This is a genomic window from Methylomonas defluvii, assembly GCF_033949435.1.
Taxonomy (GTDB): Bacteria; Pseudomonadota; Gammaproteobacteria; order Methylococcales; family Methylomonadaceae; genus Methylomonas; species Methylomonas defluvii.
Genome location: NZ_JAXARY010000002.1, coordinates 168,008 through 190,519 on the forward strand (window position 1 = coordinate 168,008; position 22,512 = coordinate 190,519).

General features: G+C 51.4%; 21 protein-coding genes. 6 read left to right on the plus strand and 15 right to left on the minus strand.

The window, feature by feature from the left end; translation table 11 throughout:
- Positions 1-54 precede the first annotated feature (54 nt).
- From hflC to ettA, 5 genes are all read right to left on the minus strand, one after another.
- Positions 55-909, minus strand: coding sequence for a protease modulator HflC (gene hflC, locus QLH52_RS03860; RefSeq protein WP_033157325.1), 855 nt, complete (start codon positions 907-909; stop codon positions 55-57).
- 1 nt (position 910) lies between these two features.
- Positions 911-2,104 carry an FtsH protease activity modulator HflK gene (hflK, locus tag QLH52_RS03865; protein WP_033157324.1) on the minus strand — a complete coding sequence of 398 codons (1,194 nt, stop codon included), beginning with the start codon at positions 2,102-2,104 and terminating at the stop codon, positions 911-913.
- Positions 2,105-2,269: 165 nt separating this feature from the next.
- Positions 2,270-3,535, minus strand: a complete 1,266-nt coding sequence (hflX, locus tag QLH52_RS03870; RefSeq protein ID WP_319960592.1) for a ribosome rescue GTPase HflX — start codon at positions 3,533-3,535, stop codon at positions 2,270-2,272.
- Positions 3,536-3,546: 11 nt separating this feature from the next.
- Complete coding sequence (hfq, locus tag QLH52_RS03875; RefSeq protein ID WP_020482487.1) at positions 3,547-3,789, minus strand: RNA chaperone Hfq; 243 nt, start codon at positions 3,787-3,789, stop codon at positions 3,547-3,549.
- Positions 3,790-3,980: 191 nt separating this feature from the next.
- On the minus strand, positions 3,981-5,645 hold the full coding sequence (gene ettA, locus QLH52_RS03880; protein WP_319960593.1) for an energy-dependent translational throttle protein EttA: 1,665 nt from the start codon (positions 5,643-5,645) through the stop codon (positions 3,981-3,983).
- Positions 5,646-5,738: 93 nt separating this feature from the next.
- On the opposite strand from ettA, the gene QLH52_RS03885 reads away from it, so the two are divergent.
- The 5 genes from QLH52_RS03885 to QLH52_RS03905 are packed head-to-tail and all read left to right on the plus strand — an operon-like array spanning position 5,739 to position 8,972.
- Positions 5,739-6,440: a TatD family hydrolase gene (locus QLH52_RS03885; RefSeq protein ID WP_319960594.1), complete on the plus strand. Its 702-nt coding sequence runs from the start codon at positions 5,739-5,741 to the stop codon at positions 6,438-6,440.
- On the plus strand, positions 6,433-7,188 hold the full coding sequence (locus tag QLH52_RS03890; RefSeq protein ID WP_319960595.1) for a tRNA threonylcarbamoyladenosine dehydratase: 756 nt from the start codon (positions 6,433-6,435) through the stop codon (positions 7,186-7,188). The genes QLH52_RS03885 and QLH52_RS03890 overlap by 8 nt, the downstream gene beginning before the upstream one ends.
- Positions 7,181-7,582: a hypothetical protein gene (locus QLH52_RS03895; protein WP_319960596.1), complete on the plus strand. Its 402-nt coding sequence runs from the start codon at positions 7,181-7,183 to the stop codon at positions 7,580-7,582. Before QLH52_RS03890 ends, QLH52_RS03895 begins: the two co-directional genes overlap by 8 nt.
- Positions 7,583-7,638: 56 nt before the next feature.
- Complete coding sequence (locus tag QLH52_RS03900) at positions 7,639-8,556, plus strand: class I SAM-dependent methyltransferase (protein WP_319960597.1); 918 nt, start codon at positions 7,639-7,641, stop codon at positions 8,554-8,556.
- Between the two features lie 5 nt (positions 8,557-8,561).
- Positions 8,562-8,972, plus strand: a complete 411-nt coding sequence (locus QLH52_RS03905; protein ID WP_319960598.1) for a hypothetical protein — start codon at positions 8,562-8,564, stop codon at positions 8,970-8,972.
- A gap of 21 nt (positions 8,973-8,993) precedes the next feature.
- On the opposite strand, the gene QLH52_RS03910 is transcribed toward QLH52_RS03905, so the two are convergent.
- The 10 genes from QLH52_RS03910 to QLH52_RS03955 form a co-directional block, all read right to left on the minus strand.
- Complete coding sequence (locus QLH52_RS03910) at positions 8,994-10,133, minus strand: type III PLP-dependent enzyme domain-containing protein (RefSeq protein WP_319960599.1); 1,140 nt, start codon at positions 10,131-10,133, stop codon at positions 8,994-8,996.
- 2 nt (positions 10,134-10,135) lie between these two features.
- The gene (locus QLH52_RS03915; protein WP_319960600.1) at positions 10,136-10,729 is read right to left on the minus strand and encodes a 5-formyltetrahydrofolate cyclo-ligase; all 594 of its coding nucleotides are present in this window, start codon (positions 10,727-10,729) and stop codon (positions 10,136-10,138) included.
- Positions 10,722-11,660, minus strand: a complete 939-nt coding sequence (miaA, locus tag QLH52_RS03920) for a tRNA (adenosine(37)-N6)-dimethylallyltransferase MiaA (protein ID WP_319960601.1) — start codon at positions 11,658-11,660, stop codon at positions 10,722-10,724. The genes QLH52_RS03915 and miaA overlap by 8 nt, the downstream gene beginning before the upstream one ends.
- On the minus strand, positions 11,661-13,541 hold the full coding sequence (mutL, locus tag QLH52_RS03925) for a DNA mismatch repair endonuclease MutL (RefSeq protein ID WP_319960602.1): 1,881 nt from the start codon (positions 13,539-13,541) through the stop codon (positions 11,661-11,663).
- 85 nt (positions 13,542-13,626) lie between these two features.
- Positions 13,627-15,177, minus strand: a complete 1,551-nt coding sequence (locus QLH52_RS03930) for an N-acetylmuramoyl-L-alanine amidase (RefSeq protein WP_319960603.1) — start codon at positions 15,175-15,177, stop codon at positions 13,627-13,629.
- 44 nt (positions 15,178-15,221) lie between these two features.
- Positions 15,222-15,692, minus strand: a complete 471-nt coding sequence (tsaE, locus tag QLH52_RS03935; protein WP_319960604.1) for a tRNA (adenosine(37)-N6)-threonylcarbamoyltransferase complex ATPase subunit type 1 TsaE — start codon at positions 15,690-15,692, stop codon at positions 15,222-15,224.
- Positions 15,692-17,155 carry an NAD(P)H-hydrate dehydratase gene (locus tag QLH52_RS03940; protein WP_319960605.1) on the minus strand — a complete coding sequence of 488 codons (1,464 nt, stop codon included), beginning with the start codon at positions 17,153-17,155 and terminating at the stop codon, positions 15,692-15,694. Before QLH52_RS03940 ends, tsaE begins: the two co-directional genes overlap by 1 nt.
- A gap of 238 nt (positions 17,156-17,393) precedes the next feature.
- Positions 17,394-18,446, minus strand: coding sequence for a hypothetical protein (locus QLH52_RS03945; RefSeq protein WP_205453783.1), 1,053 nt, complete (start codon positions 18,444-18,446; stop codon positions 17,394-17,396).
- A gap of 51 nt (positions 18,447-18,497) precedes the next feature.
- Positions 18,498-19,862 (minus strand): S8 family peptidase, encoded by a 1,365-nt coding sequence (locus QLH52_RS03950; protein WP_205453782.1) that lies wholly within the window; start codon positions 19,860-19,862, stop codon positions 18,498-18,500.
- A gap of 181 nt (positions 19,863-20,043) precedes the next feature.
- Entirely contained in the window at positions 20,044-21,327 is a 1,284-nt protein-coding gene (locus QLH52_RS03955; protein WP_205453781.1) for an ankyrin repeat domain-containing protein, read from the minus strand.
- A 381-nt stretch (positions 21,328-21,708) separates the two neighbouring features.
- Between QLH52_RS03955 and QLH52_RS03960 the strand changes: the two genes are divergently transcribed.
- Complete coding sequence (locus tag QLH52_RS03960; protein ID WP_319960606.1) at positions 21,709-22,290, plus strand: hypothetical protein; 582 nt, start codon at positions 21,709-21,711, stop codon at positions 22,288-22,290.
- The last annotated feature ends 222 nt before the right edge of the window (positions 22,291-22,512 follow it).

The window sequence follows — 22,512 nt, forward strand, 5'->3', positions numbered from 1 at the left end:
ACAGCAAACGCCCCGCATGGCGGGGCGTTTGACTACACGTAACTCAAATGGAGGTTATTTCTGATTCTTGAAATATTTGAAGAAGTCGGAATTCGGTTCCAGCACCATGATGTTGCCGGATTTGCCCAGGCTTTCTTTGTACGCTATCAGGCTGCGATAAAACGCAAAGAAATCGCTGTCTTCACTGTATGCTTTAGCGAAAATATCCGCAGCTTTAGCGTCACCTTCACCTCGCATTACTTCGGAATCGCGATAAGCGTTGGCCAAAATGATCTCCCGCTGCTTGTCTGCATCAGCGCGAATCCGCTCGGCGGCTTCCGAACCTTGTGAACGGAACTCCCGAGCCACCCGCGCCCGTTCGGCTTCCATTCTTTGATAAACCGAGGTACTCACTTCAGCCGGCAAATCGATACGCTTGACTTGAACGTCAACGATGGTAATGCCTAATTTTGCTGCATGCGGCGAGACATTGGTAATCAAAGCATCGCGAATGGCACTGCGATCCGTAGATACCAGTTGCTTGATCTCGCGTTTACTGAATTCGCTACGCGCGGAATCTTTGATGATTTGATCGAGACGAATATTAGCCTGGTTCACATCACCGGCAACGGTGGTGTAAAAGGTCTTGACATCACCTATCCGCCATTTGACAAACGAATCAACGATAACATTTTTCTTTTCCGCCGTTAAAAAGCGCTCCGGCGTGGAATCCATGGTCAGAATGCGCGCTTCGAACTTTTTAACATTATTGATAAACGGTAGTTTAAAGTGCATGCCCGGTTGGAAATCGGCACCGACAATCTCGCCTAATTGAAACTTAATTACCCGCTCGGTTTCTGCCACGGTAAATACCGACATCGAGAGCAAGATTACTACTGCGCCAACGGCGACTAAAATCTTATTTCCCATCTTAGCGTCCTCTCACATCGCGTTCACGGCTTGACGTGCGCACATCGGTTTTAATTTCTTTCACAGGTTGGGGGCTTAAAGAAACCGGCTCGTGGCTGACTACGGGGGCCGGGGCGGCATCTTCAGCAGCCTTATTCGCCAACTTTTCCAACGGCAGATACATAATATTGTTACCGCCTTTGACATCCACCAGCACGTTGTTGGAACGGCCCAGGACCAATTCCATCGCTTCGATATACATCCGCTGCTTGGTTACCGCCGGTGCTTTTTTGTATTCGGCCAGCAATTGCGAGAAGCGGCTGACATCACCGTTTGCGCGGGCAATCACTTTTTCTTTGTAGGCTTCAGATTCCTGCACGATACGTGAAGCGGCACCACGGGCTTTGGGCACTACATCGTTAGAATAAGCTTCAGCTTCGTTGATCAAGCGCTGCTTGTCTTCCCGCGCCTTGATGGCATCTTCAAAGGAACCTTGTACTTGTTCAGGTGGCTGCGCGTCCTGCAAGTTGACGCTGGTGATCAAAATACCGGTTTTGTAGGCATCCATGACCGCTTGAATTTCTGACTTAACCGCCAAAACAATGTCGCTACGGCCTTCGGTCAGCACAAAATCCATATCGCTACGGCCAATCACACCGCGCTGCACGCTTTCGGTGACTTGTTTCAGCGTTGAGGCAGGGTCGAGTACGTTGAACGCATAGTCCTTGGCATCTTTGACTTGGTATTGGACGGCTAAACGGACGTCGACGATATTTTCGTCTTTAGTCAGCATCATCGCTTCCTTAGGCACTGAACCCATACCCTGCCCGCCACCGGAACGGTAACCCACTTCGATAAAGCGTTGTTGCTCGACATTGATGACCGCCACTTGCTCTATAGGCGACGGGATATGCCAGTTCAGACCGGGCTGTGTGGTATTGACATAGGCACCGAAGCGAGTCACCACGCCGCGCGTACCTTCGTCGACGGTATAGAATCCGCTCAAACCCCATAGAACGATTGCACCGGCAGCCAGCAAACCGACACCTTTCATCGACGGGCCATTGCCGATACCACCTTTAGAACCGCCACCGAAAATACCGCCCAGCTTGTCCTGTAGCGAACGAATTACCTCGTCCAAATCGGGTGGATCATTCTTATCATTACGACCACTCCAGGGGTCTTTTTTACCACCGCCGGGTTCATTCCAAGACATACCAAACACTCCAAAGATTGGATTTGAAAACTCTAAAGCTATTTCGTAATGACCGCCTGTTCGATGATTCGAAGCACTGGCTGGTCTATCCGAAAAGTCGCCATTCTATCGTAACTTAACCATTTCCGAGCAAATAACTGGGGGATTCTTACGTCAATCCCCCGACTAAGCCTGCTCATGAACGTCAATACCCTTCAACAAGCCCAAATGCTTTTTGTCGATTTCTATAGTCAATTCGCAATCGCCGCTATCGTTATTGACCTCGTCGATTATTTTCACAAAAGTGAATAACTTTGCTTTTAATCCGGCTTGGCTGGCTGGCAAAAAGCACTTTCGAATCACCTTACTGCTCGCGAATAATTCGGACAGAGCCTGCTGCAACAAATCACAGCCTACCCCGTTTTGCGCGGAAATCCAGACGCTGACAGGCTTACCGTCAGCATCGTAATCAATATGCGGCGCCACATCCTCAAGCAAATCGATTTTGTTGAATACCATCAACTGGGGGATTTTAGCGGCGTCGATGTCGCTCAAGACTTGGTTAACCTGATAGATCGTATCTTCGCGATCTTCCGCCGCCGCATCAATCACGTGCAACAGCAAATCCGCCTCGCTGGCTTCTTGCAACGTAGATCTGAACGCCGCCACCAATTCATGAGGTAAATGCCGAATAAAGCCCACGGTATCGGCCAAAATAATTTCGCCGCCATTACTCAGCGACAATTGCCGCAAGGTGGGATCCAATGTGGCAAACAATTGATCGGCCGCATAAATGTCGGCACCGGTTAAGGTGTTAAACAAGGTGGACTTACCGGCGTTGGTATAGCCAACTAAAGATACGGTAGGAGTTTCGGCCTTTTTACGCTTACTTCGGCCTTGATGGCGCTGCTTTTCAACCTTACCCAGGCGCTGTTGAATCTGCTTGATACGCACCGCCAACAATCGTCTATCGGTTTCCAACTGGGTTTCGCCAGGACCACGCAAACCGATACCGCCTTTTTGCCGTTCCAAGTGAGTCCAGCCGCGAATCAATCGAGTCGACAAATGTTTAAGCTGTGCCAGTTCGACCTGTAATTTACCTTCGAAGGTTTGCGCCCGCTGCGCAAAAATATCCAAAATCAGACCATTGCGATCCACCACCCTGACTTCCAGGGCTTTCTCCAGATTGCGCTCTTGGCTGGGTGTGAGTGGATGATTGACGATAACGATATTGGCTTCGTGTTCAATGATCGCCGACCTAATTTCTTCAACCTTGCCCGTGCCGACAAAATATTTCGGGTCAGGCCGATACCGGCTACCGGTGACTACATGAGTGGGTTGGGCGCCTGCGGATTTGGTTAGTTCTTTCAGCTCGTCGAGGTCTTCTTGACCAACTTGCAAATTGAGGTGAACGAGAATGGCTCGTTCACCCGCATCGGGACGTTCAAACAAAAAATAACCTCTTAGCTTTCGTCGCTAACGTCGGGGTCACGGTGCATCGTGACATTTTTGCCGGGAACGATAGTGGATATGGCATGCTTGTAAACCATTTGATTCACAGTGTTTTTCAGCATCACCACGTATTGGTCGAAAGAATCGACGCGGCCTTGCAGTTTGATACCGTTAACCAAAAAAATCGACACGGGAGTGTGTTCTTTTCTGAGGGCATTCAAAAAGTTGTCCTGCAAGTTTTGTGCTTTCGACATCCTATTTCTCCTTATTATTGTTCGGTGCGCTATTAATACATTACCCGCTACACCCACCAATTTCAACACGCGGGCTTGCGGATCAATAAAAACTGTTAGTGACTTTGGGACTGCTAGCCGCTATTTCAAGTTCAATCGAATCTTTATTAGCAAAGCCGTTGCGAAAATAACAACGGCTGCTTAAGTTCAGCTTAGCCGATTTTTTTATATTTGATACGACGCGGATTGTCGGCATCTGTGCCCAGGCGGCGATGCCTATCGGCCTCGTAGTCGGCATAGTTACCCTCAAACCACACGACTTCGCTATCGCCTTCGAACGCCAACATATGTGTGGCGATACGATCCAGGAACCAGCGATCATGCGAGATCACCACCGCGCAACCAGGGAAAGCCAGCAGAGCCTCTTCCAGTGCCCGCAAGGTTTCCACGTCCAAATCGTTGGTCGGCTCGTCGAGCAGCAGTACGTTGCCGCCGCTTTTCAGCAACTTGGCCAAATGCACGCGATTACGCTCGCCGCCGGACAATTCGCCTATGCGTTTTTGCTGATCGCCACCCTTGAAGTTGAACCGGCCGATATACGCCCGCGACGGCGTTTCGTATTTGCCGACGGTAATCATGTCCAGACCGTCGGAAATTTCTTCCCAAACCGTCTTGTTGTTGTCCATGTCGTCGCGCAACTGATCGACGTAAGCCATCTGCACGGTTTGGCCGAATTTGATTTCGCCGGCATCCGGTTTTTCAAATCCCGCCATCATCCGGAACAGTGTAGTTTTACCAGCGCCGTTCGGACCGATGATGCCGACGATACCTCCCGGCGGCAATTTGAAACTGAGATTGTTGATCAACAATCTGTCGCCAAATCCCTTGCTGATGTTCTCGACGTCGATCACCACATCGCCCAGCCGTGGACCGGGTGGAATATAAATTTCCTGGGTCTCGTTACGTTTTTGCGTCTCGACCGATGACAACTCCTCAAAGCGCGCCAGACGCGCCTTGCTCTTCGCGTGCCGGCCTTTTTGGTTTGAGCGCACCCACTCCAGCTCTGCTTTCATGGCTTTTTGTCGAGAAGACTCTTGTTTTTCCTCCAACTCCAGACGTTTTTCCTTTTGCTCTAGCCAAGACGAGTAATTGCCTTCCCAGGGAATCCCCATCCCCCTGTCCAGCTCCAAGATCCAGCCAGCGACGTTGTCGAGGAAGTATCTATCATGGGTGACCGCGACAACGGTGCCCGGGTAGTCATGTAGGAAACGCTCCAACCAAGCTACCGACTCGGCATCCAAGTGGTTGGTAGGCTCGTCCAGCAACAGCATATCGGGTTTAGATAGCAGCAAGCGGCACAGCGCGACACGGCGCTTTTCGCCACCAGACAATTTGGTGACATCGGCATCCCAGTCCGGCAGGCGCAAGGCATCGGCCGCTACTTCCAGCGTGCGATCCAGATTATGCCCGTCACACGCATTGATAATGTCCTCCAGCTTGGCTTGTTCGGCGGCTAGCGCGTCGAAATCGGCATCCGGCTCCGCGTAAGCGGCATAGACGGCGTCCAATCGAGCAAGCACGTCTTTGATTTCCGCAACCGCTTCTTCGATATTGCCGCGCACAGTTTTATTCGGATCCAATTGCGGTTCTTGCGGCAGATAGCCGATCTTGGTGCCTTTCAGCGGAATCGCTTCGCCTTCGATTTCCTTGTCGATGCCAGCCATGATGCGCAGCAGCGTGGATTTACCGGAGCCGTTCAAACCGAGCACACCTATTTTGGCGCCTGGAAAAAACGATAAGGAAATGTCTTTAAGGATGTACTTTTTGGGCGGTACGATCTTGCCGACCCGGTTCATCGAAAAAATATATTGCGCCATTGTTTTTCTGCTGAAGAAATAAAATAGCATTATACCGTGCGATAACGGTTTTTTAAGGGTGTTAATTTTTATCGAGTAACCGATGGTAATTCAGTGAAAATTGAAACAGCTAACGAGGCGCTGAGCTTGGCCGATGCCTACATTGACATCCATTGCCACCAAACCGGCGCCCTTCAGACCATTGAAATACTCAGCATCACCACCCAGGATTTCGACGTCACGGCAACACACAACGGTTTTTACAGCTTGGGTTTACATCCCTGGCATCTCGACGAAGAAGACGCCGAAACAGCTCTACGGAAAATCAGCGCGGCAAGCCAGGATCCACACCTACTGGCAATCGGCGAATGCGGACTAGATAAAGCTATTGCCACGCCGTTGGCGATGCAAATTCCAGCATTCATTCACCAGATCACCCTCGCCAGCCAACTAGGCAAACCGTTGATCATCCATTGTGTGCGCGCCTTCAACGAGCTGATTCAGATTAAAAAATCCACACCAAACACCGAGACACCCTGGATCATCCACGGCTTTAGCGGCAAACCTGCCTTGGCTGAACAATTACTAAGACACGGGGTTTATCTTTCCTTTGGCGCGGCGTTGCTGAATCCTCGCAGCCATGCCGGCAAAGCGCTAAGCTGCACGCCAGCTGATCAATTGTTCCTGGAAACCGACGCCGCAAACGTATCCATTGACGCAATATACGCCGCTGCGGCTAAAATGCTTGGCTTAGACATCGCGACCTTGCGCCAACAAATCCTGAGCAATTTCAAACGAGTATTTCTTAATGACTGATTTAAGCTGGCTGTCCCGCACCGAACTGCTGATAGGCAAGCCCAAACTGGACAAGCTCCAGCAATCTCATGTGCTGGTAGTGGGCATGGGCGGCGTGGGGTCGTTTGCCGCCGAATTCATCTGCCGGGCCGGGGTTGGCGAGATGACTATCGTCGATGGCGACGTCGTCGATCCCAGCAATCGCAACCGGCAACTGCCGGCGCTGTCCACGACGCACGGCCAATCCAAAGCCGACATCATGGGCGAGCGTTTGCTGGCGATTAATCCGGATTTAAAACTGACCATCAAACACGAATTCATCACCCCCGATACTGCCGACGAGCTATTGAGCCAGCATTACGACTATGTGGTCGATGCCATCGACAGCTTGACGCCAAAAATCACGCTGATCCGCGCCGCCAAGGCCCGCAACATGAAAATCGTCAGTTCGATGGGCGCCGGCGGCAAAATGGACCCGACCCATCTAAAAGTGGTGGATATCTCCAAAACCTACAACTGCCCATTTGCGCAATTCATCCGCACCCGCCTGCGCAAACACGGCATCAGCCGCGGCGTGAAGGTGGTGTTTTCCCCGGAAGTGGTCAACAAGGATTCGTTGATGTTTACTGACGGCAGCAATTATAAAAAGTCGGCATACGGCACCATTTCTTATTTGCCGGCGGCTTTCGGCGGCGTCTGCGCCTCGGTGGTGATACGCAATTTGATTCACGATCCCGCGCATTCAACCCACCACAAACATCATGGCTAAATCACCCACCCGTCCAGCGGATTCGCTCTTGGTCAATCCTGGCAAAAGTTCGCGTTTACAGGAGATGCGTCAGCGCGCGGCCACGGCAAATCAGCCAATCCCCGTGCCCACCCAACCCGCTTTCCAAGCCAAGGACGAAGGTTTAAGTCCCGAACTTGCTCTAGCTCGTCAATTGATCGATCAACGTTTAAGCGAAATTCTGGCAGCGCTACCGGTCGGCAAACAGCGGCGCTTGTTCAAGATTCGCTTTGGCATGGAACCGGAGCAAATCAAAGAGTTAGCCATAAAACAGATATTCGCCGCGCTGGAAATCAATCACCCGCAACTCAACAATCTGTCGGCTAGCATGAAGCGAATCGCCGATCTGAATTATAATGGCCGGCAACCCAACTAATCCGGCCGTTTACCTTGCCTTACGCTCAGTCGTCCCGTTCCTCGATTCCCGCTACGATGTACAACCTAGAACCCAATCAAGATTACCGCGACCAAAGCCTGCGCGATAACGCCGAATTATCCAGCACCGAACTGCAAGCGGACGCCGCGAAACACTACGACGATTGCTACAACGACTATCTGGTGGCCTGGTGCAACCGCGACAATTTGGCCTTACATTACGGCTATTGGGACGAGACCAAGCCCTACGATCAGCATCAAGCCTTGCTGAACAAAAATCAGATTCTTTATGAAAAGGCCGGCATTCAAGCCGGCGATAAAGTTCTGGACGCCGGCTGCGGTATCGGCGGCAGCACGATCTGGATGGCCAAACAGCATGGCAACCGGGTAACCGGCATCACCATCAGCGCCAAGCAAGCCGATTACGCCCGCCAACATGCCAAACGCCATGGCGTTGCCGAACTGGTCGATTTCGAGGTCGCCGATTTCTGCGCCACGCCATTTCCTGACGCATCGTTTGATGTAGTCTGGGCTTTGGAAAGCTCATGTCATGCGCTGCACAAAGGCGACTTTTTGCGCGAAGCCTGGCGGGTGTTAAAGCCCGGCGGCCGGATTGTGGTTTGCGACGGCTTTGTGTCGCAGCGTCAATTCGATGAACATCAATGGCGGGCAGTGGTAACCTGCTTGAACGGTTGGGCCGTACCGAATCTTTGTGCGCGCGACGAATTTACTGACTTATTGGAACAGCAAGGTTTTCAAGCCATCGTTTGCCACGACATCACCGCGCAAACCCACGCTTCAGTCGAGCACATGTTCAAAGTCGCCAAACGCCTGAAACCGGTACAAACCATCAGCCAATGGCTGGGGCTACGTTCCAAGGCACAAACCGCCAATTATTTGGTCGGTCTGGCCCAACATCAGTTGTTTACCGAAAAACTCACCGAATATTGCATTTTTACTGCGCAAAAGGCTTAAACACGATGCCGATGGTTTTACCGCGTTTGAAGTTTCTGACTCTATTTTCATTGGTGGTATGCGGTGCAGTGGGTTGCGCCAGCGTGCCGGCCAATAGCCAGCATGACAGCTTTGCCGACTACGCCGAATCGGTATTCCGCCACCAGAGTGCGCTATTAAGCCGACTGATGATGCTCAGTGAAGCCGAGCAATTGCCGGATAATGAGGCCTTCGAAAATGCCGAACAAACTATGCACGATGCCTGTCATCTGTTGAACGAATATGCGGAACGGGAAAGTGATGGCGAACACATGGGCTTGCGCTTTAAAGCCAAGGTACAAGCCAGCATCGAAGGTTGCGATGCCAGCATTCAGAAGATGGAAGCGCTAATGAGCGGCCTGGACCAAGAGCAAGCACCGCCGCACGCCCACCCTTAAACACAAAACCAGCGCGAAACGCTAATCGCCGCTATTCGCCCATTGCCGGCAATAATCGGCATAACTATCGCGCTTTTGCAGCACCCAGCGGGCCGGATTGACGATGTAAACATCCGGCAACTGGTAACCGTTAAACCGGTTAGCCTTGATCAGCGAATACGCCCCCACGTCGGCAAACACTAAACGCTCTCCAACCTCAGGAATCCGCCTAAACCGATATTCGCCGAACACATCACCAGCCAGGCAGGTCGAGCCCGCCAAAATTGCCGATTGTTCACCGGCACCCTCTTCTTCCAGCAAGCGCGGCTTCATCTGATATTCGAACACTTCCGGATGATGATTCACCGAGGTGTCCAAAATCAACACCTGCTTGCCGTCACTGACGAAGCGATCCAGCACGGTGGTCAACAAATAACCAGCATTTCCGACCAGCCCCTTACCCGGTTCCACATATACATCAACGCCAAATTCGGCTCGCACAGCCCTAATCAACTCGGCAATATCCTGATGATCGGCGATGGTGTGATACAAATACCCGCCGCCCAAATTCAGCCATTTAAGCCGATTGCACTTTAGAATGGGCCGCAGCTTTTCCAGCGTCTGTTGCAAGGGCGTAAAATCCCGGCAGGCAAATACCGTGTGAAAATGTAGTCCTTCCACATCAGCCGGCAAACCATCCCGCAGCAGTTCGATATCGACCCCCAATTTCGAATGCGGCCGGCACGGGTCATAGCGTTGATCGTCAGCAAAAGACAGCTTGGGATTAACCCGCAAACCTGGCGAATAACCGTCAGCCAACGCCTTTAGCCGCTGATGCTGCGGCAAGGAATTAAAACTGATATGACTACAAAGCCGGCCCAACTCTGCGAACTCGTCGAGGCGTAAGCCCGGAGTGGTCAAATGGATGCCACCGCCTGCATCTGCCAACACCTCTCTCGCCAAGCGCGCTTCGAACAGCGAACTGACCGAAAAGCCGTCGATTTGATCTTTTATCAACGCCAGCAAGGCCGCCAGAGGCAACGCCTTCATCGAATACAAAATCTTGCAGCCGCTTGCCTGCTTCAGCGCTTGCAGCGGTTTTAGATTGGCAAAAATTTGCGCCTCGTCCAGCACCAAGGCGGGGCTAGTGGGAATTTGTTGCTTTAGCTCGCCCCAATTCATCGTTAAGCATGCCTGTTGCCTGAATAAATCGCGCGCTCGGTAAGCACATAGTCCATGAACACATCGTGTGTATCCATTGCCACCTCCGGCAATAGTTGGGCTTCATAACAAATCGCCGCCAACACCGCGTCGGGCCGCACTTTTTGGAGTAGCCGGTCGTAATAACCGGCACCGTTGCCCAAGCGCCCGCCTTGCTTGTCAAACGCCACGCCGGGCACGACGACGACATCCAGCTCATCAGCAACCACTTGCTTAGCCGGCTCCAGCCAACGTGCACGCGGCGGCTCAAGAATATTCCACATGCCCGCTTGCAATTCGTCGAGTGATTCCAACTGCCACAAACCCAGTTGCTTATGGCCCGCGCCATCGACCGTACAATAAGGCACGACGACCCGCTTACCCGCATTTAGTTCAGCTTCTACGCTAGACAGCGTCTGCACCTCTGAACGGCAATGCAAATACCACATCACCGTCTTAGCTGCTTGATACCAGGCTTGCTCGACAACACGCCGGCAAATGTCGGCGCTGATCGCATCTTTATCTGCCTGAGCATGACGCACTGCGTAGGCGATTTGGCGTTGTTCTGCTTTATTCATAGGCGCGGCAATAGGCTAAGGCTTGGCTGACTAGGTCTTTAGAGCCGGTGATCAAATGCTGGGCATCCTGTTCTTTACGTAGCCAGGTAAATTGCCGTTTGGCCAATTGACGAGTGGCGATAATTGCTTTGTCCCGCATGGTTGCCAGGTCGTATTCGCCGCTTAGATAGGACCAAGCCTGCCGGTACCCGACGCAGCGTATCGACGGCATGCTTTCGTCCAGATCGCCGCGTTGCCACAAAGCCTGCACTTCGTCGAGAAAACCTTGTTTCAGCATCAAATCAAAGCGCTCGGCAATCTTGTCGTGCAAAGTGCTGCGCTGCTCAGGCGCAATAATCAATTTGATAAACCGATACGGATGCTCGGCTTGCTGATCGGCGTCGAAGAAACTGGATAGCGGCCGACCGCTGATTTCAAAGACCTCTAGCGCCCGTTGAATACGTTGCGGGTCGTTGACGTGGATCCGCGCCGCGGCTTGCGGATCGACTTGCACCAGGCGGGCATGCAAGGCGTCTTTCCCCAAGGTTTGCAATTCGTCGTCCAATCGTTGGCGAATCTCTGGGTCCGCGGCCGGCAATTGCGCCAAACCTTGGGTCAAGGCGCTAAAGTACAGCATCGTCCCTCCCACTAAAACCGGCAACTTGCCACGTTCAGTCATATCCGCCATCAACGCTAAAGCACGGTCACGGAACTGGCCGGTGGAAAAACTTTCGTGGGGATCGAGAATATCGATTAAATGATGCGGCACGCCGCCGCGCTCGGCGACGGTAGGCTTGGCGGTGCCGATGTCCATGCCTCGGTAAACCAAGGCCGAATCGACGCTAATGATTTCGGTGTCCAAGGCTTGCGCCAGCGCCACGCCCAGTGCGGTTTTGCCGGATGCGGTCGGCCCCATCAACAGAATCGCCGATGGTTTATGTGTCTCTTTCATTTATTGCCCGCGCATGAAAAACCGGTCCAAGTCCTGATGGCTTAGCGCCACCCAGGTTGGACGACCGTGGTTGCATTGGCCGATACGCTCAGTTTGCTCCATATCGCGCAGCAAGGCGTTCATCTCTTCGATGCTGAGCTTGCGCTTGGCCCGCACCGAACCGTGGCAAGCCATCGTCGCCAGAACTTGATTGATGCTTTCCTGGGCTTTATGGCTGACGCCGTGAGTCGCCAAATCGGCCAGAATGTCGCGCACCAATTGGTCGACATCGGTTTTAGCCAGCAAGGCCGGCGTGGCTCTGAGTACCACGGTTTCCGGCCCGGAGCGGTTGATTTCGAAACCCAGGTTCATAAAAAATTCGTGCTCCTGCTCGGCCAGATCGGCCTCGGCGGCCGTGACTTGCAATTTGATCGGCAACAACAGCGGCTGCGAGACGATGGCACGGTTGTGGTAATGCTGTTTCAGGCGCTCGTAAGTCACCCGCTCGTGGGCGGCATGGGCATCGACCAAAATAATGCCGTTGGCCGTTTCCGCCAGAATGTAAATATTGTGGATGTGCGCCAAAGCAAAACCCAGCGGCGGTATCGGCGACTCGCCGGCTGTCTGGATTGGACTGGCGCGTTCGGTCTGAGGATACAGCTTGCCGTAAGCTTTAATTTGCTCGGCCACATCCGACATATTTGCTCGTTCGGACGGGTAGCGATAAGCGCCGAATGCTTCAGGTGTAACTCGTTGCGGCATGCTGTCCACACCCGACTCCGGCATCGTCAGCGGTAAAGAGGTTTGCTGATTCAAAGGCGTCCGCAACTGCGTCATCGGCGCTTGCGCCGCCGAAACTTCGCCTACAGTTTCAATGTGCTGCGCTACCGCGGTAGCGCCGGGCCGTTGATCCGCCAAGCTGCGGTGCAAAGCCTGAAACAGAAAATCGTGCACCATCCGTCCTTCCCGAAAACGCACCTCCAATTTGGTCGGATGCGCATTGACGTCAACCAGCGCTGGGTCGAGTTCCAGATACAATACAAACACCGGATGCCGGCCGTGATACAGTACGTCCTGATAGGCCTGCTTCACCGCATGGGCCACCAAGCGGTCTTTGATTAAGCGCCCATTCACGTAGAAAAACTGCATATCCTGCTGACTGCGGGAAAACGTCGGCAAGCCGACCCAACCATGTAAATGCAAGCCCGACGCCGCAAAATCGATCTTCACGCAATTCTCGACAAAAGCCGAGCCGCAAATTGCCGCAATGCGTTTTTCCTGGGCGGCTTGGGTGTCAGCCGGTTTGAGATTCAGCACTTCGCGCTGATTGTGATTTAACAGAAAACCGACATCAAAACGCGCCAAAGCCAATTTTTGAATCAGGCTTTCTATGTGAGAAAACTCGGTTTTCTCGGCTTTTAAAAATTTACGCCGGGCCGGGGTGTTGTAAAACAGATCCCGCACATCCACCGTGGTACCGGGCGGATGCGGATCGGGTTGCGGGTCGAAATTTTGCTCCGTGCCGTCGGCGCTGACTTGCCAAGCGCAGTCGGCATCGGCAGTACGGGAAATCAGAGTCAAACGCGCCACCGAACTGATGCTGGGCAAGGCCTCGCCGCGAAAGCCCATGCTAATCACATGTTCCAAGTCATCCAACGAGGCAATCTTACTGGTGGCATGCCGGGATAAAGCCAACGCCAAATCGTCTTTGACGATGCCGCAACCATTGTCGCGGATTCGGATTTGCCGGGTGCCGCCCTGCTCCACATCGATTTGAATCTGGGTGGCGCCAGCATCGAAACAATTTTCCACCAGCTCTTTGACCACAGACGCCGGCCGCTCGACCACCTCGCCGGCGGCGATTTGATTGACTAATTGGGTAGGTAAAGCATGAATCCGCATTGGCCGCGCTCAAACAAAAGCGCGTATTTTAGCGGATGGAAATGAAACGGGGCGAAATGATTCGCCCCGCTTTAAGATAGTTTAATCAGCTGTCATGCGGAATTTGCAACACCTGACCAACGCGCACATTGCCGTCATTCATCGCATTGGCCATCCGCAAGGCTCGCATGCTTATGCCGTATTGCTGGGCGATGCCGGACAGGGTTTCGCCGCGATTGATGACATGATGCGTGCCGGCACTGTTGCTCGCGATTGTGGCGGGAGCGGCATCCAGCTCTCTAGCCGCCAACACCGGTTTTTGTTCCGGTTTTGCTTTAGCCACCGGTTCATTGTCATCCACATCCACTGCCGCCAATTGCACGGCTTTAGATTTGCCGAAACGATTCAGCTGCGCCATCATCGTATCGGCCGGAGCATATTGTTTAAAGTGGCCGACAATGCCGCTAAATACCGCCGAGGCCATTTTGTTTTGATAAGCCTTGGTGTTTAAACGGCGTTCTTCTTCCGGATTGGAAATGAAAGCGGTTTCCACCAGAATCGACGGAATTTCCGCCGACTTCAACACGACGAATCCGGCTTTTTGCACGGTATTGCGATGCAAATGACCAACACCCTTCACACTTCTCAACACCTTATTACCGATGTTTTGGCTGGCTTCCTTCGCCGCCTTATTGGATAAATCCATCAACACCGAGGTCAAGGTGTCATCTCTGTCCTCGGCGGCACCGCCATCCACCGCGTTTTCGCTGTTAGCCAGCCACGTGGCGCCGGCACTGGACGCGCCTTTATTGGCCAACGTATATACCGAGGCACCGTGCGCCTGGCTGTCGCTAAACGCATCGGCATGTATCGACACAAACAAATCGGCCTTGGCCACGCGGGCAATACGGCGGCGTTCGTTTAATTTCACAAAATAGTCGCCATCGCGAATCATCACCGCTTTCATACCCGGCTGGCTGTTGACCATACCTTGCAGACTCTTGGCAATCGCAAACACCACGTCTTTTTCCTGCGTGCCGTTCGCGCCCTGCGCACCGACATCCTTACCGCCGTGGCCAGCGTCGATGGCCACAATGATGTGACGACCCTTGGCTTTGGCGACCGATTTAACCGCGACAGGTTTGGCAGTGGTCTCGGATTTTTTAGTGGATTTATCGGCTTTTTCGGCAGCAGCAACCTCGGGGGTAGCTGTCGGCTTTTCCGTTTTAACCGCCGCAACCGGAGTAAATGCTCTTTCCGCCGGCTTGGCTGTCAATTGCGGCTGCGCTGGCTGATCTTTTGCCGCCAAATCGATTTGTAAATTCTTACCGACCATCGCGACTTTGGCGTCCGCATCAGATTTCAATTCGACGACGATACGCAAATCCTTGTTGTTACGCATTGCGCTGCGGGCAAAACCAAACAAGGGATGATCCGCAACCGGTTGATTCAAATCCTGCGCCATTTTGGCATCGCTAAAATCCATAACCAGACGATTAGGACTTTTCAACACAAACGCATGATGCTTGACCGTGCTCGGCAAATTGACCAGCAGTTGATTGGTGGATGAATAACTGATCGGACCCAGTTCAGTCTGAGCCGCGAGCACCGAAAACGTGGGTAATAACAAACCCCATATCCAGAAAATTTTAGACATCTGCTGCATACCCCACATTTCCACTAGTGACAACTTCGTTGAAATTATAGCAGTAGGTTATTGTTTTTCCAGTTTAGTTTTATGTCGCCAAGCCGATTTTTTGCTAACACATTGATTTCAGCGGTACGTTGCCGCTGAAAATAATTCAAGCTAACCTCCACATCGGCCTTGGGCAAAAATCCCGCCCCCATTTGCGGCCATTCGATGCAGCACAACGCATCTTGATTCAGATAATCGTCCATGCCCATCCATTCCAGTTCTTCCGGATCCTTCAACCGATACAAATCAAAATGAAACAAGCGCCGGCCATCGACTTCGTATTCCTCGACCAGGGTGTAAGTAGGGCTTTTCACCGCGCCTGAGTGGCCGCCAGCGCGCAATAAGCCGCGTACCAGCGTCGTCTTGCCGGCACCCAAATCGCCGTACAAAAACAGCAGACATTTTTCCGGCAAGGCTTGCCAAAGCGCGGCGCCCAACGCTTCGGTATCTTCGGGGGTTTCCAGCGTGATGTTCATTAATTCAATAATTTCCTGATTCGTTCCGGCAAATCACCGGCCAACAAGCCGCGCTCGCCAAATTCCGCAGCCAGACTGTCAGCCGCTTCGCCATGCACATAAACACCCAGCCTAGTCGCCTGCTCCAAACTCAAGCCTTGCGCCAGCAAACCGCCGATCAAGCCGGACAACACATCGCCCATGCCGCCGCTGGCCATGCCGGGATTACCGGTGGTGCCGACATATACCGTTTCACCGTTGCTAATCAAGGTACCGGCGCCTTTTAACAAACAGATACCACCGTACTGACTCTGAATATCCGATAAGGCTGCAAAGCGGTCTGCCGAGATTTGCCGGGTATTACATGCCAACAAGCGCGCGGCTTCGCCGGGGTGCGGTGTTAAAACCCAGTTGTCGTGGCGCTGCGGTTGCTCCGCCAGCAAATTCAGCGCATCGGCATCAAGCACGCAAGGCTTATCGCGACCCATGACGGTGCCAAACATTTCCCTGGCCCAATCGTCCTGACCAAGGCCGGGCCCGATCACGATGACGCTGGCTTTATCCAGTAAGGCGTGCAGCGTTTCGCCGCATTCCACGCCGTGGCACATCAACTCCGGCCGGCCGATATTGATCAGCCCGCTATGCGCGGCGCGGGTGGCGATACTAACCAGACCGGCCCCGGAACGCAAGGCCGCCTCACCCGCCAAGCGTATGGCCCCGGTATAACCCAGGTTGCCGCCGATCAACAGTACGTGACCGAAATGGCCTTTGTGCGCCGTCCGCGGACGGCGCGGTAACGCTAACTTTTCCAGCAATTCCGCGAACGGGGGCATTGCCGCCAACACTGCCGCGTCGATATCCAAATTATTGCAAATAATCTCACCGCAATATTCCGGTGCTGCGCCGGTAAACAAGCCGCACTTCAAACCGATAAAAGTCACCGTCACATCGGCCTTAACCGCGCAGCCCAACACCGAACCGGTGTAGGCGTGTAAGCCCGACGGTACATCCACGGCAACTACCGGACAGGCTGAATCGTTAATCGCGGTGATAGCTAACGCATAACCTTGCCCGACTTCCCGACTCAAACCAATTCCGAATAAAGCATCGACGATCACGCCTTGCAGCCTGGATTGCCCGGCTTCGAAGTCGCTGACACAACCTCCAGCATTTAAAAAATCTTGATACGCAGCAAGCGCATCGCCCGGCAATCCATGCGGATCGGTCAAGGCGTAAACGGTTACCTGATAATTAGCCTGCAAGGCCAGCGTCGCCACCTCATAACCATCGCCGCCATTATTGCCGCCGCCGCAAAACACCGTGATCGCGGCGTGTTCCGGCCAACGCCGCTGTATTTGTTCGAACAGCGCGTATCCGGCCCGCCGCATCAATTCCCTACCAGGAATCCCCTGTTCGTCGATCACATAACGCTCGGCTTCGCGGATTTGGGCGGTGCAGTAGAGTTTGTTTGCGGGTGTTTGCATAGCTTATGCCTTGGGGAAATCGAAGGGGGTTTCGCTGATCTTGCCGGGACTACTGAAAAATCAGCCAAGAGTTGCCGTTTAACTCCGGTTCTTCAGCGTCTGCTTACGTGCAGATAGCGTAAGTAGACCAGCATGCAATCAGCGTTTACGAAACAAACCGAACGCAAATATCCAATGCCGAATGTTTATCTGCATTCGACGATTGTAGTCCAATAGTTTTCCGACACGCTTCCTCTATTTAATCGCCGGGCTTACTAGGACCCGAGTTAATAGTCGTCATGCGCCGCATCGCGCCTGCGCCGATTCTTCCGTTAAGGATATCTTCCCCACAAGCACTACCCGCGCTACATTCGAGCATCATGGAATTGAAATCGTAAATACTCGAATGGCCGCAATCGCCCTTCGGGTAAGGAACTCCTTTGGCGACATAGAAATTTGCAGAATGGCTACCATATAATCCGGCAGGACAGACAAATTCTTTCAAGACCATAAATGCATTATCCAGATACGGAGGAATATCAGGTGGCTTTTTATGCATTTGAGCATACTTTTGTGTAAGCAATCTGGTCCATTCCGCGACATCGTTTAATGTTGCCTTTCTTAATATGTTTTCCTTCAAGGCCTGTTCCAAGCCGGCACTCCCGGCTAGCGGTGTATTCGGCTCACGAAATGATTCGAGTGGGGTTGCGTTTGAAGTCACCAAACTCACACCATAAGCTATAGGGTCACCAATCGTCACTTTACCTCTCGCCACTCGACTAAAACTCGCTATCGGCCGATTAAAAAGTTGCTGGGCTTGTTTGTCTTCATTCGAACCCGTTTTATTGTTTGTTAGCGCCGTTAATTCGCACGGGCCACCTTCATCATGGCTACTTGCCAATACCAGCGTACCGGCCGGTAATCCTGAAACACGTTGTTTGTGATAACCAAAAACGGAAACGGCTAAAATTTTGGTGCCAGGCGTCCAGCCTATATTCCAAATCGTGGGGTTATAAGTACCCAGCATCAATACAACCGGTTTATCGATTGAGTTGACTGCAACATCTATTTTTTTAGCAGCATTACCGCTTTTTTGCTCTATGACAAAATCAAGCTCTTTACCCTCCCCACCGCCAGCCGCCAAGACAACAACATTGTCATTCAACTCCAGATTTCCGAAACTACAACTCAGTGGTTGCTCGACAGTAAATGGAATGAGGGTGTCATTGGTCGAATTAGAATTGTCTAAAGGCTTTTCTGTTGTACATGCCTGTATCAACAGTAACGCGGCAGAACTCAGTAATTTACGCATGGTGATCCCTAGTTGCCTAATAAAGCTTATCGCCCCGATATGCGGGAATTATTACTCATTGGACAAAGCCTTCAGAGCTTTGTCGGCGGCGAGCAACCCATATCCCGTTGACGAGTCATAACCGATGTCTCCCAAATCCAAACTGCTACGCCGTAACACGTCGTAAAGTTCGAGAGGCTGCAAACTCAGACCTTTTTTCGACGCAGCCTGCAGCACTAAAGCAGCCACTGCGGCGGCATGGGGAGCAGCCGCAGAAGTGCCGGTGAAGTTTGGCTTGCCGTCTTTTTCCAGGTCCGGACGGGTTTTGGAAAAGAAACTGGTATTGACGTTTGTGGGCGCCACGGCATCGACATGTTGCCGGACGACAGGCTCAGCTAAACGCTTGCCTTGATTATCGAATAAGACCGGCAAGCCGCCGGGCGAGGAATAATAGCTTGGCGCTGACGGCATTTTGCCCTGGCCGGCTTCTATGGCGCCGACGCTGAAAACGTTCGCAGCATTAGCATGACCGAACACTGAAGAGATGGTTTTCGGATTGTTGCGGTACTCGTCGATACTTGGGTGTTCGCTAGGTAGCGAGCTGCCGCTCAGGATGTATTTCAGTAAGCTAGGCGAGGGACCGGCCACTTTCAAAATGCTCAAACCGACGGTTTTTCGACGGCGGTTGCCTTTATTATCGAATCCGACCACTTCGACGGGGTCCCCACCCAAATTATCGGTTGAACCACCGATGACCCAGGCTTGACTGGCGCGCTTGCAGGCCGGATCGTCGTAAACCACAACGTCCAGATCACTAGCCGAGCCAATACCGCCGCTAATCGACTTGGCCGGTTGGTCCCACTGCAAACTCAATACAGTAAACGCATCGGCGCCAACAGTAATCGTTTGGCAGATGTCAATTTTGTTAGGATCGGGATTGAAGTCGTGGGCGACGCCATGTTTTTCGCCCAAAGGATAGCGACCGCTATCGGCAAATGCCGATTGATAGCTGTTAAGGCCGGCGTTGCCTGCCGACGAGAAAACAGCAATGCCGCGTTCGGCTACCAGCCGATCAATCGTTTGCGATGCAGACCCATCCTGAAACATCGGCTCGCTAAAATACACGGCATCATCAACGATAATTTGCGCATCGTGATCGGCCACTCGATTCAAGGCTTGCCTCAAATCGTCGGGATTGTCGCCCATCGCGTGAAACAGCAAATTGGCGCCGGGCGCCAGATCATGTATCACTTCCAGCATCGCCCGGCCTTCGTCGAGCGTCTTTTCGCCTTTACAATCGGCTTCTTTCACTACCGTCACTGTTGGTGGCAATTCGCCGCTGGCTTGCCCAATATCCGCACCGCCCAAGCAATTGAAACTGTCGCTGATAACGGCGACGGTAATACCCTCACCGCTCAAGTTGTAAATGCTTCTCACCAGATTGGTTCGTACGAGGGTGTCACCTTGAGTAACTACTTTGTTCGTTATTTCGGCCTGTACATCATTAATTGGATGGGCTAAAAACCCAATTAAAACGATCACAGAGGGCGTACAAAAAATCCTTGTTAAAACCGCGCAGGGCAAACTAAGCTCCCTAATATTTAGTCTGACACGCATACTATTTTATCAAATGATTAAATAGTTCCTTTGAACCATCAAAACAAGCAAGATTCGCATTTTGCGGGCGACCTGGGATTGACTTTTGATCTAAGTTTGATAAAAAGCCTTTTTGCAGAAAAAATCGTACTATTTTCGGCTTGCATAACCAAGCGGCATAAAGGACTAAGTTATTACCATTATTTTCGTACGTCAACGGCACACCTTTTTCATAAAAGTATTCCACCAGCTCTAACTGACTCTCTTCTAAATCAAGGTAGTTTAAGTTATAATCAATGGCTCGAGCCATTAATCCCGGATCATCTAAATTGGCTCCTCTATTTACCAATAATTTGATTATATCCATGTTTATCGGCGCATCAATACTAAACATCATCGCAGTGGTATAACGATCTGAAATTGATTCATTAACATCAACTCCCGCATTAAGAACAAGTTTCACCAATTCCGGATTTTTTTTGCGAATAGCAAGATAGAGTGCAGTGTTACCGTAAGAATCTTTGGCATGAGCATTAGCTCCATGATCTAGCAAAAATTGAGCTAACTTTACTAGATTTAAATCTATTGCTAACAGTAAAGGCGTCATCCCTTCAGATACTTCTTCAATATCAGCACCTTTTATTAATGCTTTCGCAGCCTGTTTTAAATCGTTATCGAGCACCGCCTTGTGTAAATCAGGTTGCATCAAATAACGGCGAAACGATTCATGAGTGTCTATCAAACCCTTGTCGGACGGCTTCCAAGTTTTGCCGCCATCCAGCGAACGGAAGAGTCCGCCGCCAAGCCATCCTGCGAACAATAGGTTAGGATCGCGCGGGTCAACAGCCAAAATGGTGGCAAACCAACTGCCTGGTAAACCATCACCTAGTATTTCCCATGTTTCGCCATAGTCAATGCTTTTCTTGAAGTTGCTATGGCCTCCTGAATTGGAGTCTCTATAACAAATTGCATAAATAATATTAGGCGACGAAGGCGCCTCTACTCCATCAACACAAAGTTCGCCAATATTATTCTTGCTCGTATTTCTAGTTTTTATGTCAAAAGATAGCTTAGTCCTTCGATTCTGATAAGCCCACGATAAGCCTTTATCGAAACTTATGAATTTATCTGAATTTCCGATAACCGCATAAATAACATTTTTATCTTCTAACGAAAATTTTATTTCTTTTATTACAGGGCCAACATAACCTGGCTTATTTGCTTCAGCGATGCAACTAAACAATAAAAATAGAAAACAAATATTAGATTTTATAAATTTTTTTATTTCCTTGTGTTTGCTACGCATCTTTTGCACCGCTAAATCCAAAATTCATTTAATTACGAAATATCACGAGTAGCATAACAAGCGGTTGCATGATGTCCCTATACTTTCCAGAAATTAGTCAGAGATGAGGCAGTTTCTAGAAAATATTCAACATTTCTCGCCGCATTTATAATGTCTTCGAGTTACAATAATTGGTAACGATAAATTTTAGTCAATCAACCAGATAATGCCACAGACTGTAAAGGGCAAATGTTTGTCGATCCCCAAAAGTTCGAGACATCCCATCGCAGAAAAACACTACCGAAAAACACTCTGCCAAATCTCGCCGGGCATTATTTTACGGACAATCCATCACGCCGCTTATGTCACAATTGCCCCACTAAATCGATACGGAGCAAAACCATGCACCAATTTCTGTTAATCATCATGACACTGCTTGCGCTGAGCGGCTGCGCGTCGGAATCCTGCGATAAAGATGTGGTGAGCATCCTCAACCCCAATCAAACCAGCGCGAAGTTGCTGATGGATTACGCCAAAACCGCCGTCTGTAAGACAGATTCAACGAGCACGGCAAAGCCTACAACTGTAGACGAAGAGCGCAAGCTGGTGTTGATTTACGATTTGTATGTCAAAGCCAGGAGTTATGCGATTTTAAATAAAGTGTTTTTCTGGCTGTCGCTGATTTCGGCGGTGGCGGTATTTTTGTGGCCTTCGCTGGGGGTGTTGTTGAAAGACCGGCTGGGCGAGCGCGAATGGTATAAGTCGGCGATAGTGCAAACCACGGTGACAGGCATCGCCGCGTTGATGTTCGCGTTTTACAGCCAATACAAAGACAAGCAAACCTACACGGAAAATCTAATGCGCTACGCGGTGTTTTCCGATAAGCCGGTAGATGAATTGAGTCAGAAAGTGATCGAGGAAATCGGCAAAATCGATATTGGCTTTAGCTTCAGCGGGGTGTTTGACAAGAAGGAAGACAAATAACTGGAAGGCGCTAACAGTTGCTTTGTCGAAGTCGAAAAGATCCGCTAGCCCCTTAACGCTACTTGAGCCCACCATAGCCTTGTGGTTTAAGTTGGCGACAAACGATTCGCTACCATCGTAAGACGGGCTGTTGGCCTCGTAACTTATCCTTGCCATACGCGCAGCTTTTAAACGATAGTGCGCTCAACACCCGCGCTACATTCTAAGAGCCACGCGCTAAAC